The organism is Streptomyces yaizuensis (genome assembly GCF_034961445.1).
Taxonomy (GTDB): domain Bacteria; phylum Actinomycetota; class Actinomycetes; order Streptomycetales; family Streptomycetaceae; genus Streptomyces; species Streptomyces yaizuensis.
Window position 1 is genome coordinate 127,369 of record NZ_BSBI01000013.1, and the last position, 14,699, is coordinate 142,067.

The window sequence follows — 14,699 nt, forward strand, 5'->3', positions numbered from 1 at the left end:
CGCCCGCCGCCACCGGAGCGCGGCCGGACCCAGGGAGAGCCGTGCCCGACGCGTACTCGATCACGCCCGTCGCCACCGTCGTCGGCGGCCACACTACGGTTGCCGACGACTACCAGGGCGGAGTCGAAGCCATCATCCGCCTCCACCACGACTACCCGCGCGACACCCTGACCGGGCTGGAGGAGTTCAGCCACCTTCAGGTGCTGTGGCAGTTCCACCTCGGCTCGCCGGACGACGTCGCCCTCCACGCCCGCAGCCCGCGCAACAACCCCGCCTGGCCCGCGACCGGAACTTTTGTCCACCGCAATCACCGGCGTCCCAACCGGCTGGCGGTCTCCCACCCCCGGCTCCTGCGCCTGGACGGGCACGACCTCCACGTCACCGACCTCGATGCCGTCGACGGCACGCCGGTCTACGACATCGCCCCCTGGTTCCCCGTCATGGGCCCCCGCGGCGCGATCCGCACTCCCGCGTGGGTCGAGGAGATGCTCCCCGACTACTGGAGCACCTCTCGCGACGAGCGTGGCTGAGGAGCGGCCCGACACCATTAACGCCACCAACAGCGGGGTGCAGTGCGACCCGCAGGGCGCAGAGAGTACGCCAGGCCGAGGGGACAGAGCCCTCCGCCTGATCACGCCGCCACCTCCGAGACCGATCGAAAGGTGAACATCGAAGCGGCCTGGAACGCGAGTTCGCGGACGAATTCGGACGCCATCACGATCGTGATCTTCGCCGTTAGACCCACCTCGCCCTCGGCCCGCAGGAGCAGTGACCGAGCCGCCCGGTCGGCCCGCCGGCGCGGTGTCGCGCCCGGCGACATCGGCCACCGCAGCCCGGACCATACGGCCGCAGGTAACGGCCGTGCGGGACAGGGCGTCGAGGACTGCCATCGCCGCCGCCGGGTTCGGTTCGCAGACGTAGAGGTCGGCGGTCTTCATCACAGCCTTTCCTCGGAACAGCACCCGGGAACGGGGAGCGGCGCAAGGACGGCGCACCGGCGCGGTGCGGGTACCGGCCTGGCCGGCCTATGACGCGGGTGGTCCTGGTCTCGGAGGGCGAGTACGCAGGCACCGGTTCGGATGACCTGGATGCGCCGGACTGTGGCCGAGGGGCGCACGTCCCCGAAGACGTACGAGAGGCGTACGGCGACCTGGTCGCGGCGGGGTTCACCAGTCGGCTTTCGGCCTGAGGAGCGGTTCCGTGCATTGCCCGGGGTCGCGGTGGCGGCGGGGTGGATGGGCCTGCGGGGTGTCGTGGGCACGGTTCCTCCTTTCCACGCTGGTTGACCGGTGTACGGGGCCGAGTTGATGGGTTCTCCAGCCTTGCAGCGGTGGAGGTGAAGGAGGGACCGCGGTGGGCCCTCACTTCGTCCCACTTCACCGCCAGGACAGTGCCTTTGACGCACCCGTCGGCGAGGAGCAATACATCTCATAAGTGATGAAACGCCTCTCCTGTTCGGAGGGGGTGGAGCGGTTTCCCACTTCTCCTCATTTCACGCTGGCCTCTTGACAACGAGCCCGGGAATGGTGTGGCGCAGCCTGGGGCTCTGGTTCTCCCGTCACCGTGTCAAGGCGGCCGAGATGTGATCCGTGTCAAACATGATGGAGACCGGCGGGGATTGGGGAGAGGTCCGGCTGTGGGCCTGGTGTGGGCCTGTTGGGGGCCGGGCGCTCGTAGGCTGTGGTGAACGCCGATCCCAGGGAGGCAGACTCGTGGCGGTGGCACGGTGGACCGGGCACGAGGCAGCTCTGCTGGGTGAGGCGATGAGGATGCCGATCAGGGCGTACGCCGAGCGGCTGGGCGTGAACCCGCGGACGGTGACGAAGTGGCGTGCCCGCGGGCGTTCGATCGAACTGCTGCCGGAGACCGCCCTGCTGCTGGACTCGATGCTGCGGATGTGCGATCCGGACGTGGCCGCCGTCTTCCACGCCGCGCTGGCCACGGGCTCGGCCGACAGCCCGGCTGACGGCGGGCAGCCGGTGCCGGTGGGACCGTTCACGGTCGTCAGTCACAAGGTCCTGCCCGTTTACGTCGGTGAACCGCTCAGGGCGCTGTGCACCCGGGCGCGGCCGAGCCCGGCGGGACCCGGCGGGCTGGAGCACCGGGTCACCGAGGTCGGGCACCCCGACGGCCCCGGGGCGCGCCTGTACCTGTACGCCTGCGGCGTTGCGGTCTTCCACCTGGCCCAGCGCCGGACGGCGGCTTCTCCGGGAGAACTGGCCGAGTGGCGCTACCGCACCTACGCGACCGATCTGGTCTGGGCCGACGAACGCCTTGCCGAACTCCTCGGACCCGGAACGCCGAGGGCCGGCTACGTGCTCTCCGCCTACGTCCTGGAGGACAGCCCCTGGGAGGCACGGCTCCTGCCGACCGCGATGCAGGTGCTCACCACACCGTCCGCCGTGGTCGACCGCGGACACCCGGACGGCCCCAGACGCCTTGGTGACGAGACCGACCGGGCGCTGCTCACCCAGGGCTACTCGCACCCCGATGTGGTGGACTTCGGCAGCCGTGCGGTGTCCCTGGGACTGGCGGGCTGGTCCGGTGTCGCCTACCACCCCCTCGCGCCCGAGCGGGCGCTCGCGGCGGACGCGATCGTGGCCCTGGAACTGGACGTGCAGGCCCTGTGGGCGCTGAGCACTCACATACTCGACGAGGTCGAGGCCGGCCGCGATCCGGTCATGCCCGCCGACTACGGCTGGCGGTTCCTGCGGGGCGCGCGCTCCCGGCTGACCGCCGCCCGGCCCCAGGAGACCGCTCAGCACCAGTTGATGCGCGAGGCGATCCTGACCACGAGCGGACTGCCGGACCGGCTGCGCTCCGCCCAGGAAGCCCTGCGGGAATCCCACGCACCATGAGCCAGACCCCACCGAAGCGGAGGACAGCCGATGGATCTTCACCGAGCCGTGCTGGTGATCGTGGACGCACAGCGGGGCTTCATCAACCCGCACACCCGGCCAGTGGTACCCGCCCTGGTACGGCTGGCGAGGGAGTGGACCGCAGCCGGACGGCCGCTCGTGCTGACCCGCTTCCGCAACCCGCCCGGCTCACCGTACGAGACCATCACCGGCTGGACCCGGATGCGCACCGCCGACGAGCAGGAGGTCATCGGTGAACTCGCTCCCTTCACCGAGGGCGCGCACCTCGTCGACAAGACCGGCTCCAGCGCGATCACTCCGGACTTTGTCCGTCTTGCCCAACTGCACGGGTGGCGGGAGCTGATACTGGCCGGGCTCGACACCGACGCCTGCGTCTACGACACCGCCACCGCCGCCTACCACCAGGGCTTCGTCCCCTGGATCGTGACCGACGCCTGCGCTTCCGGCGGCGGTCCCGAGTACCACGAGGCGGCCCTGCTCCTCGCCCGCCGCAACCTCGGCCCACGCCAGCTCCTCACCACCACCCAGCTCACCGTCGCCGGCCACGCCGACAGCACCGTCCGCCCGGGCACGGGAGCGTCCGCATGACCCCCGGTCCGGACACCGACCTCATCGTCGTCGGAGCCGGCCCGGCCGGCGTGGCCGCCGTGGTCATGGCCTGCGGCCTCCACCTGTCCACGATCCTCGTCGAAGCGACCGCCGTCGGCTCCAAGCTGTCCGCGATCGGCGCCGTGAACAACGTCCCCGGCGCCTGGACCACCGGCCCCGAACTTGTCGCCGCACTCGAACGCGACATCACCCGCCACCAGCACACCGGCCGCCTCACCCTCCTCACCGCCCGCGCCCGCAGCGTGACCGGACACCCCACCCACGCCGAACTCACCCTCCACGACGGCCGCACCCTCACCGCCCGCGACATCGTCGTCGCCACCGGCACCACCGCCCTCACCCCCACCGACACCGACTGGATCACCACCCCCCAGCCCATACCGCCGCTGCCCCCGCTGTGGCGGGCGACCCCCGCCGACCTCACCAACCGAACCACCGTCGTCCTCGGCGCCGACCGCCCCCTCGGCACCTGGCTGCGCGCCCACCCCGACACCCCGGCCCGCCTGGACGTGCTCCACCCTCCGGCCGACGCCTACAAGACCACCGAGGTCCAGGACGACCCCCGGGTCCGCCTCGTCCCCGTCACCCGGGCCGTGGTCGAACCCCTCGCCGAGGGACGGGTCCGGGTCACCGCCGGGGATCGGTCGGGGAGCGTGTACGAGCGGGCCGACGGGGTCGTGGTCACGAACCTCGGCAGCGCGCCCGCCGCACTGGAGGGACTGCACCGCGGACCGGACGGCTACTGCCCTCCCGACCGGCAGCATCCCCGTGTCCACGTCGTCGGCGACCTCAAGGGCGCCCGGATGCAGCGGATCTCCGTGGCGATGGGCGACGGAAGCCGCGGCGCGCTGAACGCCTACTACCGGGATCACGCCGGCTAGAAGGGAGTATCACGAAAGCGGTGTTCACCACTCGGTTGGCGTAGAGGTTTCTCGTTGATCTGATCGGCCTATACCCGTCCGGCCGAGAGGCGGCCGTCGAAGGCGATGTCGAACGCGTTCATCGCCTCCATCCAGCGGCTGGTCCACCGCTTGCGGCCCTTGCCCGTCGGGTCGCGGGCGAGCGTGGTCAGGTAGAGGCGCTTGAGTGCGGCGGTCTCATTGGGGAAATGCCCGCAGGCGTTGACCGAGCGCCGGTAGCGGGCGTTCAGGGACTCGATCGCGTTCGTCGTCGAGACGATCCTCCGGATCGGTGGCGGGAACCCGAGGAAGGGCACCACCTCGCTCCAGGACCGTTCCCAGGCACGGATCGCAGCCGGATACTTGGCCTCCCATTTCTCGCCGAACTCAGCGAGCCGGGCAAGGGCCTCGTCCTCGTTCGCGGCGGTGTAGACGGGCTTGAGGTCGCGGGCCGCGGCCTCCCAGTCCTGGCGCGAGATGTATCTCAGGGTGGTGCGGATGAGGTGAACGATGCAGAGCTGGACCACTGTGGCGGGGAAGACGGTGTTGACCGCCTCGGGCAGGCCCTTGAGACCGTCGCAGACGAGCATGAGCACATCCCTCACGCCCCTGTTCTGCAGCTCGGTGAGGACGTTCTGCCAGTACTTGGCGCCCTCGCCGCCGTCGCCGGCCCACAGTCCGAGGATCTCCCGGTGACCGTCGCAGGTGACCGCGAGCACGACGTAGACGGGGCGGTTCGCCACCGCACCATCGCGGATCTTGACATTGACGCAGTCCACGAACAGGACCGGATAGACGGCATCGAGCGGACGCGTGCGCCAGTCCGCCATCGAGTCCAGAGCCTTGTCCGTGATCGTGGAGACGGTCTCCTTGCTTGTCTCCATGCCGTACGTCTCGGCGAGATGCGCGACGATCTCACCGGAGGTGAGTCCCTTCGCGGTCAGGGACAGGACCATCTCGTCGAGGCCGCCGGTCCGCCGGGCGTACTTCGGGAGCAGGCTGGAGGTGAAGGTGCCCAGCCGGTCCCGGGGGACCTGCACCGTCACGGTGCCGACCTCCGTCATCACTTTCCGGGACCGGTAGCCGTTGCGGGCGTTGCCCCCGGACCGCGATCTCCGGCCACCCGTGCGGCCGGCCTCCTCGGCCAGGTGCCGGTCCATCTCCGCCTCCACGGCGGCCTGCATGAGGTGCCGGGCCAGCTCGACCAGCAGCCCGCCCTCGCCCATCAGCTTCAGTCCACCGTCGCGGACCTTGACCTCGGCGAGTTCGGCCAGCTCGTCCAACAGAGCGGGACTCAGCCCGTGCGCGGCTGCCGCCTCGCGGCTCAGGATCGTTGCCTTCGATGCCACATCAGCACCGTCAATGCCGCTGCCCGGCATCGCAACCGACACGCCGCCAGCATCCTCGATCAGGTGACCGTTCTCCGTGTCCATCAGGGGTCCCTTCTGAGCAGCCGCCCACCTGATTCATGACACTCCCGGCTAGAACCGCCCGGCGTCCGGCGCACGCCGGGCCGGCTCAGACGCGGGGCAGGACTGCGGGGGCCGGCAGGCGGGCGGTGTGGAGGCGGGTCCACCGGTAGGCGGTGCTCTCGCGGCGCAGTTCGACGAGTTCGACCCGGGCGATGCGCAGCGTGACCGGGGGGAGGGTGCGGAGGGCGGCGACGGCGTCGATGACGGGGCGGGCGTCGCGGTCCCGGTTGTTGTAGGCGATCCCAAGGTGAGGACGGAAGCCCGCGGTGGGGCGGCCCGCGGGCAGCCCGTGCCGGCGGGCGGCGCTGTTCAGCACGGTGTGGAGGTGCAGGAGCGGGGTCCAGGGGGTGAGGCTGTAGCGGACGGCGCCGCGGGACCCGGTCATCGGGTGGGCGGACAGGGCGAAGGCGCGCGGCGCGTGTTCGGCCACGGTCCGGGCCAGTTCGGCAGCCTGGCGGGGGGTGACGTCGGTGCGGTGGCCGATCCTGCCCAGGGTGATGTGGAGACCGTCGTCGGGGACGGGGTCGAGCCGGAGGGGGGCGAGGTGGTGCTGGCAGTGCCGGGTCAGGGCGGTGAGTTCGGGCGAGCGGGGCAGGAGCATCCAGTAGTAGGCCCGGTGTCCGGGCGTCCAGCCGGGCCGGTCCCAGTGATCGGTCATCCGCGCCAGCGCGGCGAACGCGTCCCAGTCGTGGGCGACGACCGCCTGCGGACGGTCGGGGTCCGGCGGCGGATCGACGGGGAACGACCGGGCATCGGACCTGAGGGCGGCGGGCACAGCGATCTCCTCCTACAGCCGGTGCGCGGCGGGCGCGGCCTGGGGCGCGGCCTGGGGCTGGGAGCGCCAGGAGCGCAGCATGTCGGCATAGTCCCGTACGGCGGGCGTCGTGTGCCAGCGGGCGGCGTGCTGGTGGAGTTCGCCGGCGCGCTGCCAGACGGAGCGGATGGGGGCGGTGGCTCCGGCGGTCAGGGCGGTGCGGCCGAGGACCATGGCGTGGTCGATCTCGGGTGAGGGCTGGTGAAGCAGGGCGGTGGCGACGTCGAGGCCGACGAGGGCCCGGCTCCAGCGGGAGGAGGACCGGTTGAGGAGCGGGTCGATCTCGGCGGCGTGGTCCAGGACGGCCTGGGTGTCACCGAGGGCGAGGCGGGCGGTGATGGCGTTGGCGAGCGTGCGCGCCAGGGAGTACGGGGTGAACGCGATACATGAGGTCATGCCCTCGGAAAGCGTCGTCTGCCGCTCGGACAGGGTCATGGCGCGCCCGATGGCGGCTTCCGCGCCGCGGCGCTCCCCGGTACGGGCCAGGGCCCGTGCGCGGCCGTTGACCAGGAGCCGGATCGCCTGCGGGCTGTCGGGCGCCAGGTCGACGCCCGCGCGGGCCGCCTGGTCGGCCTCGGTATACCGGCCGGTGTAGTAGAGGCCCAGCGAGCGGGTGCCCGCCGCCCACATCTGCGTCTCCCGGTCCCCGGCCTCGCGGGCGAGCAGCTCGGCTTCGGTGCAGTACGCGTCCACCGTGGCGAAGGGCGCCGAGCTGTTCACGGCCATGTAGCCGAGTACCCCGGCTGTCCGGGCGGCGAGATGGAACAGCTCGGCGCGGGCCCGGGGCGGCTGATGTCCGGCGAGGAGCGTGTGCAGCATGGTGCGCAGCAGCCGGGTCTCGCCCACCAGCAGCCGCGGGCCGAGAGCCTCGTAACGGTCGATGACCCCTTCCAGCGAGGTACGCACCGTGGCCACGAGGGCCGGGTCCGCGTTCGACGCGGTCAGCAGACGCGTCTGCGCGCCGATCTCCTGCGCGCCGTCGAACTCCACCTCCCCGCCGTCCGGCGCGGGGGTCCCGGTGTCGGCGTCTTCGGTGTCGGCGTCTTCGAAGAGGTGCTCGGCGGGCATGGCGAACAGGTGGCGCAGGATCGTTGCTGCTTCGCGGCGGGGCACCCCCTTGAGCCGGCCGGCCGACCACCGGTCGAAGGTGGCGCGCGAGACCATGACCCTGGCCAGTCGCGGCTCCCGCTCCGCTCCGGCCGCCTGGACGGCGGCCTCGCGGAAGGCGTGGCGGAACGCTTCGTACGCCGTCAGGCCGCGCTGCTCCAGCAGGACGGCGAAGACGGTGGTGCGGACCATAGGGGTGCTGCTCCTTCCGGACCCGCTCCGACTGGAGCGGGCGGTGCTGTCACCAGGGGGGTATTCCGTTGTGGAGGTAGGCCGTCCGCCCGGTGGTGAGGGCGGCCAGGGCCTGTTCGAGCCGCCGGCGCTGGGCATCGGGCAGCAGCGGGAGCGCCTGGTCCGGGGGGAGGAACGCGCACGCGTTCAACTCCTCGTCCCGGGGGCGTACGGCGGCAGCCTGGGCGGCGGTGAGGGTGCCGGCGTCGAAGACGAAGGCGATCAGGTCGTCCCAGGGGCCGTGCGGGGCGACCCAGTCGATGACCAGGAGCCGCTGGACGGGCAGGTCGAGGGCGAGTTCCTCGCGCAGCTCGCGCCGCACCGTCTCGGTGGGGGGCTCGTTCGCCTCGGCCATGCCGCCGGGAAGGTCCCAGCCGTTCTTGTAGTCGGGGTCGACCAGCAGGACGCGGCCGTCCGGGTCGCGGATGACCGCATCCGCGCAGGATCGCTTGCGGGCCTGCAGAGCGTTGCCCTCGGCCAGGTATTCCGTCCAGCCCGGGTCACCGGGTCGCGGCTTCGTCGTCATGGTGGGGATTGTTCCCCGCCCGGGCCACTGCCGTCCGGCACGCCGGGGAAGAGCAGCCGGCGGTGCCGGGCGGTGTCCTGGACGCGGGTGAGGAGCTCGGCGACCGTGTTCCGCGAGCCCCGGGGCATCACGGTCAGAGCCTGCTCCAGGCCGGTCAGCCGCTGCGTGATCCGCACGGAGCCGAGGTCGGCACACGCGTCCAGGAGCTCGTGACCGACCGCGCACGCGCCCTCCAGCTCACCCTGGGCGAGGAGGACCCGGGCGAGGCAGAGCTGGGAGAAGGTCCGGCTGCGGCGCCGCTCGGGCCCGCGCAGCGCGACCGCCCGCCGGGCCTCGGCCGTGGCGGTGGACAGGTCACCGAGGTCGCGGTGGACCCACACGGCCCCGCTGGTGAACGCGGCCTCGTCGAACGGGGCGACCCAGTCCGGCACAGGCACCGCGGGAACCAGGCCCAGCAGGCCGCGCGCGACCTCCAGAGCCCGCAGAGCGCCGGGGCCCTCGTGCCGCCGGGCCAGGGCCCGGGCCTCCATGGTGTGCAGCCGGGCGGCCAGCATCGGCACCGGCGCCGCACCCCGCAGAGCGACCAGCCCCGTCCGGGCCAGATCAAGCGCCTGGTCGGGACCGGCGCTCTGCAAGGCGAGATGACTCATCGCCACGAGCGCGTTGGCCGCGACCGACGGATCGGCGACACCGCGGGCCAGTCTCAGAGCGTGGGTGAAGTGCTCACGGGCCAGCGCGTCCCGCCCGCTGTCGTGAGCCATCCACCCGGCCATCTCCGTCAGCGCCGCCGCAGCCCGAAACGCCGTCTCCCCACCCGGGTGCGCACCGCCGAAGAGCACCGGGCCGAGGGTGGTGCGCAGATAGTGGACGACGGCCGGGTAGAGGGTGCTTCCGCCCTGCCGGCGGTCGGTGCGCCGAAAGCTCTCCACCGCCGCCAGATACGGGTCGTCGGCCACCGGCTCCGGAGCGGGCAGGGCCCAGACGCCCGGATCGGGCCGGCGCGTTACCGCGTCGAGGCGGGAGAACAGCACGCTCACGGGCTCATCGAAGAGGTGCTCCAGGACCCGGGCGACGGCGCTGCGGGGCACCGTCCTGATTCCGCCGGACACCCACCGCTCGAACGTGGCGCGCGAGACCGCCAGCGACCCGAGGCGCCGGTCCCCGCACCGCTGGGCGAGTTCCCCGGCCGCGCGGGCGAAGTGCCCGCTGAACCGCTCGTATGTCCAGCCGCGCTCCCGGACCAGCTGCCCGAAACGGGTCGCTGTGGCCATCCGCCGCTCCCTTTCCTGGCCGGAGGGGACAGCCGGCCATGGCGTCGTCCCCCCTCACTCCCCGGCTGCCGCCGCGACGCCCGCACAGGAGAAACAGTCCGCGACATCACATGTACGGTTCGTGATGTCCGACAGCATGCTCCCTGGACACCCCTGTCAGCAACCAGTCCGAGCAAATTGCCCGACTGCCTTGTCTTGTCCGGGAGTTAGCGCACCCGCCACACTTGCGGTCATGCCGGAACACAAGCAAGCGCCCGGGTCAGCCGCCCTGGGGGAAGTGGGGCGCCGACTCGAACGGCTCCGCACCACCAGCGGACTGACCCTCACGGCCGCCGCCGCGCACTGCCGGGAACAGGGCCTGCGCACGGACGCCACCGCGCTCAGCCGCATCGAGAACGGCCGCCGCCGCACCGTGGCCGACGACCTCGTCACCGCGCTGCTCCGGCTCTACCGGGCCGACAAGCGGACCAGCACCGAAATCACGAAGCTCCTCGGGCCCGGCACGGGCCCCGTCCGCCGGCCGCGGCCACCCCTCCTGCGCCGCCACAGCGACCTCCTGGGAGAGATGAGGTTCGAGGACTACCTGGACCGCGAAGCCCAGGCCGTCCGGCTGCGCAACTACGAACTCACCCTCGTCCCGGGCCTGCTCCAGACCTCCGACTACACGCACCACGTCATCACCGCACTCCGCCCCGACCTCACACCCAGGCAGATCGAGGGCCTGTGCGACGTGCGCCTCCACCGCCAACGCGCCGCCGCCGAAGGCGTCCCGCGCGAACTGGACGCCCTCATCGACGAGAGCGTCCTCCTCCGCACCATCGGCGGCCCCGCCGTCATGCACGAGCAGCTCGAACACCTGCTCACCACATCCGAAGCGCCCGGAACCACCATCCGGATCCTCCCGGCATCGGCCGGCGGCCACCCGGGGCTGGCCGGACCCTTCGTGATCATGAGTTTCCCCGAGGCCACCCACGCCCGGGACATCGTGTGGATCGAGACCCTCAGCACCTCCGTACACCTCGACCAGGAAACAGACGTCGCCCGCTACACCGACACCTTCACCCACCTGTGGAGCCTGGCTCTCGACCCCGCACACACCCGTACCCACATCAGAAACCAGATCCAGGAGCTCCACGAGTGAACCGCCAGCACCCGCCCCTCCCCGACCCCTCCACGATCACCTGGACGGTCTCCTCCTACAGCGGAGGCGGCGGCAACTGCGTCCAAGCGGCACCCCACCCGGACGCGGCCGGCTTCATCCTGCTCGGCGACTCCAAGCGGCCCGATCAGCTCCCGCTGACCGTCCGCCGTGACACATGGAGGACCTACCTCCAAGCGGCCGCACAGTAGCCCGGGGCCACCGCAGAGCAGCATCCGCCACGTGCCGCCCCTCCCGGACAAGGCCGCACCGCGAACTCGTCGAGACCGGGAGGGTGCAGCCGCAGAAACCGGCGCGTCTTCTTCCCGCGCGTGGCCGGGGCCTACCCGGGAGGCAGGGCCCACGGGCGCAGAGTGCGCCGCAGGGCCTTCTCCTCGTCGAAGGGGAGGTTGAAGGAGTGGGTCCCGGCGCGCGCGCCGGTCAGCTCCAGCTCGCCGTCGCGCGAGCGGAAGAACAGGGCTCCGTCGCCGCGCTGTACGGCGGCGACGATCTCCGCCAGGGTCTCCAGCTCGCTCTCGTCGCCGTCTCCCCATTCCCCGGGCCCCCAGGCGAAGTCCGACCAGGAGTAGCCGCCGACCCACAGCCGGGTCGTCGGCTCGGACAGGACGGCCGCGGTGAGGTCGGCGTTGCCGTCTCCTGTGGCGAGAAGAACGCTGAAGTCGGCCGATTCGAGCAAGGGCGCCTTGTAGTCGGCGGCGGCCCTCCGGAAGATCGCCCGTACGGGATGGACGTCAGCCACAGGGGTTCTTCCTCGGGTTGCCGGCTCCCCAGTTGCCGTAGCGCATCGTGCCGTCCACCTTTCCAGAGACCCGAAAGTACACCCGAAATGTACCCTTCTGGCATTTAATGTCGAAGGTCTGGCCCACATACTTTTTACCCATCCGGATACCCGGGTGCGGGGTCGACCGGTTCTTGGTGACGTTCTTCCACCCCCGACCGGACTTCTTCTGGAGCTTGGCGTCGATCACCAGCTTGCTCACACCCTTCGTCCCCCGGCACATCGCGCTGACCTTCGCCAGAATCACCTTCCGGTTCCTCTTCTTCCCCTCCCCCTTCGACTCGTGCGGATCCATCGCCTTGGCCGCGCACGCGCCCTTCCCGGCCGCCGGGGCCGACTCGGCCGCAGCCGCCGCGGGCGACAGCGACACCACGGTCATGAGCAGGGCGACAACGGCAGTGAGGGAGCGACGCAACAGGGGACTCCTCATGGTGGACGGGATATGACTCGGCCCCAGCACCCAGGAAGAGGCAGCACGGGCCGGCTCCCGGGAACGCGAGGTCCGCTTCCCGGCCGGGTCGGTCAGTATCTTGCCGAGCCCGAGCCCGAGCCCGAGCCCACGGGCATGCCCCGTATGGGAGTTCACCCATCCGAGTGGAACACCGCTCCCAGCCACTCCAAGAGACAGCCGTGCACACCCGGGGCGCACAGAGCCGGCCGCGGGCGATCATCTTCCCGGACGGACCGCGACCACGGAACCTCCCGCGTCCCGCTGCTTCCAGCTGGCGGACGAGACCGGCCGGCATATCGCCGGACTGGGAACCCTCAGATCCGGCAGGCAACCGCATCCGTGCCGACTTGACTCCGGCGTGGACGGTCAGCGGCGGTTGAGGGCTTCGTACGGGAGTTCGATGGGTGGCGTCTCGGACCGGTGGGGCGCCCGCAGTGCCGGGCCGGGCGTAGCGTGGCGTCTCCTGGCGAGAGGGGTGTCCGTGTCCGGTATGTCTGTGGTGGACTGGGACAGTGCGGTGCGGGAAGCCCGCGAGGCGACTGGATTCCGTGGCGAGGTCACCGGCCGTACGATCGCGGCGGTCCGCGCGGAGGTACGGGCCGACCGGCGGGAGGAGTTCGACAGCGAGCTGGGCGCCCTCGGCGGGGGCGGCGCGTTCGAGGCGTTCCTGGACCACTGGTGGACCCAGGCGCTGGCAGATGCCGCCAACGACGAGGAGGCGCGAGAGCACGTGATCGAGTTCGCGGATCTCGCCATCGCATTGCGGGTCCGCGCCGAAGGCGGCCCGACCCACACCGCGGACGCCGTCGAGCAGATGATCACAGGTCCGGCCTCATGAGCCATACAGTCATCTGGGAGCACGCCGCGTCCGAGGGCCTCAAACGACTCCGGACAAAGTACGGAGATGCGGTCAGGCCCTTCGTCCGGGCGGTGAACGCCCTCGGCACCGACCCGGAGCCGCCGGCCAGCAGCAAACTCGGCGGGACGAACCTGCGGCGACTGCGGATCGGGGACTTCCGCGCCACCTACGAGATCGACGGCACCCGCATCGCGGTAAAAGTCCTCACCGTCGGCTCCACACCCGCCTGACCCACACCCCCGCGTAGCCGGGCTCCGCCCGTCGGCTCCTGCACCCGGTGCGCCGCACCGGGCCGGACCCCGTCAGTGGCCAGCTGATGATCCGGTCACCACCTGACCGGAATCAGCCGCGATGAGGCAAACCGACCATGACGCCGTGTCCTGGTCTCTACCCTGCTTCTCATGACGACCGTCGAAGCGAACAGGCCGCCCCGGGGACCCGTGACGCCGAAGCCCGCCGGGCGTCCGCCGGGGCCCGTGACCCCGGATAGGAATCCTCCATTTCCGCCCAATCCGCCCGTACCGCCCGCAGTTGAGAACTAAGGATGACGTCGGGGCGCATCGGCTGGGCGCAGCTTCCCGAGGCGGTGGTGGCCGCGGTCGGTGAGCGCCTCGGTACGTTCACCGCCCGTGACACCGAGCATTCGGCGGCGGCCGGGATCGCTTCCCTGCTGGAGCTGGAATCGGGGGCGCTGGTCTTCGTCAAGGGACAGCGCGAGCGTGCCCCCGTACCCGCGGCGGGTGCCAGCCTTGAGGAGGACGACTCGTGGTGGGGGCCCGGCTGGTCGCCCGTGGACGAGCTGGATCTCGAAAGGGCGGTGAACCCGCACTTGCCCCCGAGCGCGCCACGGGTCCTGTGGCGCCTGGACGGCCACGGCTGGCATCTCCTCGCCTTCGAGGGCGTGCGAGGCCGGGACGCGGACTTCTTGCCCGGATCACCGGACCTCGCGCCGGTCGCCGCAGCTCTGGCCGAGCTGGCGCCCCTGCCCGCACCGCCCACGGTGCGGCTGCCCACCGCCTGGGACCGCTGGGGCTACTACTGCGCCGACCGGGACCGGGAACTTCTCGCCGGTACGCGTCTGCTGCACACCGATCCGGCCTCGACCAACGTCCTGGTGGAGGATGGCGGGCGGGCCCGCCTGGTCGACTGGTCATGGGCCACGGCCGGCCCGGCCTGGATCGACACGGCGCTGTGGGGGATGCGCCTGGTCTCCACCGGCGGACACTCCCCCGAGCAGGCGTGGCAGTGGGCGACCCGGGTACCGGGCTGGACGGCGGCCGACCCGAAGACGGTAGCTGTGCTCGCACGGGCCGAGGCACGCCGCTGGCACGACCTCGCCGCCGAACAGCAGGCCACGGCCGACTCGATCGCCCAATCCGCCGACGAGTGGGCCGACTTCATCACCATGCGCAGCAGAACCTGACCCACCCGAGACCCAGGAGGCGGGCTGCCACCCCACGGCCCGCGCCGGTCAAACCGCCTCGCGCCGGACGGCGCGGGTCTTCACACCGACCCCTCCGGAACCGGCGCGAGGAGACCGTCGCCGACCCGCTGAAGCCGCCATGCAGCCAGCGGACGCGCACCGCGGCGACGAGGTCACTCCCGGCGCCGCCGGTGGGCAGGAACACCTCCGGCTGGGCCGCT

General features: G+C 71.7%; 16 protein-coding genes. 9 read left to right on the forward strand and 7 right to left on the reverse strand.

Going from position 1 to position 14,699, the window contains the following annotated elements:
* Positions 1–41 precede the first annotated feature (41 nt).
* From SYYSPA8_RS27930 to SYYSPA8_RS27945, 4 genes are all read left to right on the forward strand, one after another.
* Positions 42–530: an SAM-dependent methyltransferase gene (locus tag SYYSPA8_RS27930; protein WP_323450127.1), complete on the forward strand. Its 489-nt coding sequence runs from the start codon at positions 42–44 to the stop codon at positions 528–530.
* Between the two features lie 1,182 nt (positions 531–1,712).
* Positions 1,713–2,858 carry an XRE family transcriptional regulator gene (locus SYYSPA8_RS27935; RefSeq protein WP_323450128.1) on the forward strand — a complete coding sequence of 382 codons (1,146 nt, stop codon included), beginning with the start codon at positions 1,713–1,715 and terminating at the stop codon, positions 2,856–2,858.
* 30 nt (positions 2,859–2,888) lie between these two features.
* Entirely contained in the window at positions 2,889–3,467 is a 579-nt protein-coding gene (locus SYYSPA8_RS27940; protein WP_323450129.1) for an isochorismatase family cysteine hydrolase, read from the forward strand.
* Positions 3,464–4,369, forward strand: a complete 906-nt coding sequence (locus tag SYYSPA8_RS27945; protein ID WP_323450130.1) for an FAD-dependent oxidoreductase — start codon at positions 3,464–3,466, stop codon at positions 4,367–4,369. Before SYYSPA8_RS27940 ends, SYYSPA8_RS27945 begins: the two co-directional genes overlap by 4 nt.
* Before the next feature lie 68 nt (positions 4,370–4,437).
* Here SYYSPA8_RS27945 and SYYSPA8_RS27950 read toward each other — a convergent pair whose 3' ends face one another.
* The 5 genes from SYYSPA8_RS27950 to SYYSPA8_RS27970 all read right to left on the reverse strand — a co-directional run bounded on the left by SYYSPA8_RS27950 (position 4,438) and on the right by SYYSPA8_RS27970 (position 9,808).
* On the reverse strand, positions 4,438–5,766 hold the full coding sequence (locus SYYSPA8_RS27950; RefSeq protein ID WP_407706109.1) for an IS256 family transposase: 1,329 nt from the start codon (positions 5,764–5,766) through the stop codon (positions 4,438–4,440).
* Between the two features lie 139 nt (positions 5,767–5,905).
* Entirely contained in the window at positions 5,906–6,634 is a 729-nt protein-coding gene (locus tag SYYSPA8_RS27955) for a 2'-5' RNA ligase family protein (RefSeq protein WP_323450132.1), read from the reverse strand.
* Positions 6,635–6,646: 12 nt separating this feature from the next.
* Entirely contained in the window at positions 6,647–7,972 is a 1,326-nt protein-coding gene (locus SYYSPA8_RS27960) for a hypothetical protein (protein ID WP_323450133.1), read from the reverse strand.
* A 49-nt stretch (positions 7,973–8,021) separates the two neighbouring features.
* Positions 8,022–8,537 (reverse strand): NUDIX hydrolase, encoded by a 516-nt coding sequence (locus tag SYYSPA8_RS27965; RefSeq protein ID WP_323450134.1) that lies wholly within the window; start codon positions 8,535–8,537, stop codon positions 8,022–8,024.
* Positions 8,534–9,808, reverse strand: coding sequence for a hypothetical protein (locus SYYSPA8_RS27970; RefSeq protein ID WP_323450135.1), 1,275 nt, complete (start codon positions 9,806–9,808; stop codon positions 8,534–8,536). Before SYYSPA8_RS27970 ends, SYYSPA8_RS27965 begins: the two co-directional genes overlap by 4 nt.
* A 232-nt stretch (positions 9,809–10,040) precedes the next feature.
* On the opposite strand from SYYSPA8_RS27970, the gene SYYSPA8_RS27975 reads away from it, so the two are divergent.
* Both SYYSPA8_RS27975 and SYYSPA8_RS27980 read left to right on the forward strand, forming a co-directional pair.
* Positions 10,041–10,949 (forward strand): helix-turn-helix domain-containing protein, encoded by a 909-nt coding sequence (locus SYYSPA8_RS27975; protein ID WP_323450136.1) that lies wholly within the window; start codon positions 10,041–10,043, stop codon positions 10,947–10,949.
* The gene (locus SYYSPA8_RS27980) at positions 10,946–11,158 is read left to right on the forward strand and encodes a DUF397 domain-containing protein (RefSeq protein WP_323450137.1); all 213 of its coding nucleotides are present in this window, start codon (positions 10,946–10,948) and stop codon (positions 11,156–11,158) included. Before SYYSPA8_RS27975 ends, SYYSPA8_RS27980 begins: the two co-directional genes overlap by 4 nt.
* Positions 11,159–11,289: 131 nt before the next feature.
* Here SYYSPA8_RS27980 and SYYSPA8_RS27985 read toward each other — a convergent pair whose 3' ends face one another.
* A complete protein-coding gene (locus tag SYYSPA8_RS27985) occupies positions 11,290–11,706 on the reverse strand; it encodes a hypothetical protein (protein ID WP_323450138.1) in 417 nt (138 codons plus the stop codon).
* Positions 11,699–12,160: a hypothetical protein gene (locus tag SYYSPA8_RS27990; protein WP_323450139.1), complete on the reverse strand. Its 462-nt coding sequence runs from the start codon at positions 12,158–12,160 to the stop codon at positions 11,699–11,701. The genes SYYSPA8_RS27985 and SYYSPA8_RS27990 overlap by 8 nt, the downstream gene beginning before the upstream one ends.
* 526 nt (positions 12,161–12,686) lie before the next feature.
* Here SYYSPA8_RS27990 and SYYSPA8_RS27995 point away from each other — a divergent pair.
* The 3 genes from SYYSPA8_RS27995 to SYYSPA8_RS28005 all read left to right on the forward strand — a co-directional run bounded on the left by SYYSPA8_RS27995 (position 12,687) and on the right by SYYSPA8_RS28005 (position 14,478).
* Entirely contained in the window at positions 12,687–13,034 is a 348-nt protein-coding gene (locus tag SYYSPA8_RS27995) for a hypothetical protein (protein ID WP_323450272.1), read from the forward strand.
* Positions 13,031–13,285: a type II toxin-antitoxin system RelE family toxin gene (locus SYYSPA8_RS28000; RefSeq protein WP_323450140.1), complete on the forward strand. Its 255-nt coding sequence runs from the start codon at positions 13,031–13,033 to the stop codon at positions 13,283–13,285. The genes SYYSPA8_RS27995 and SYYSPA8_RS28000 overlap by 4 nt, the downstream gene beginning before the upstream one ends.
* Positions 13,286–13,599: 314 nt before the next feature.
* Positions 13,600–14,478 carry an aminoglycoside phosphotransferase gene (locus SYYSPA8_RS28005; protein ID WP_323450141.1) on the forward strand — a complete coding sequence of 293 codons (879 nt, stop codon included), beginning with the start codon at positions 13,600–13,602 and terminating at the stop codon, positions 14,476–14,478.
* Positions 14,479–14,699: the final 221 nt, after the last annotated feature.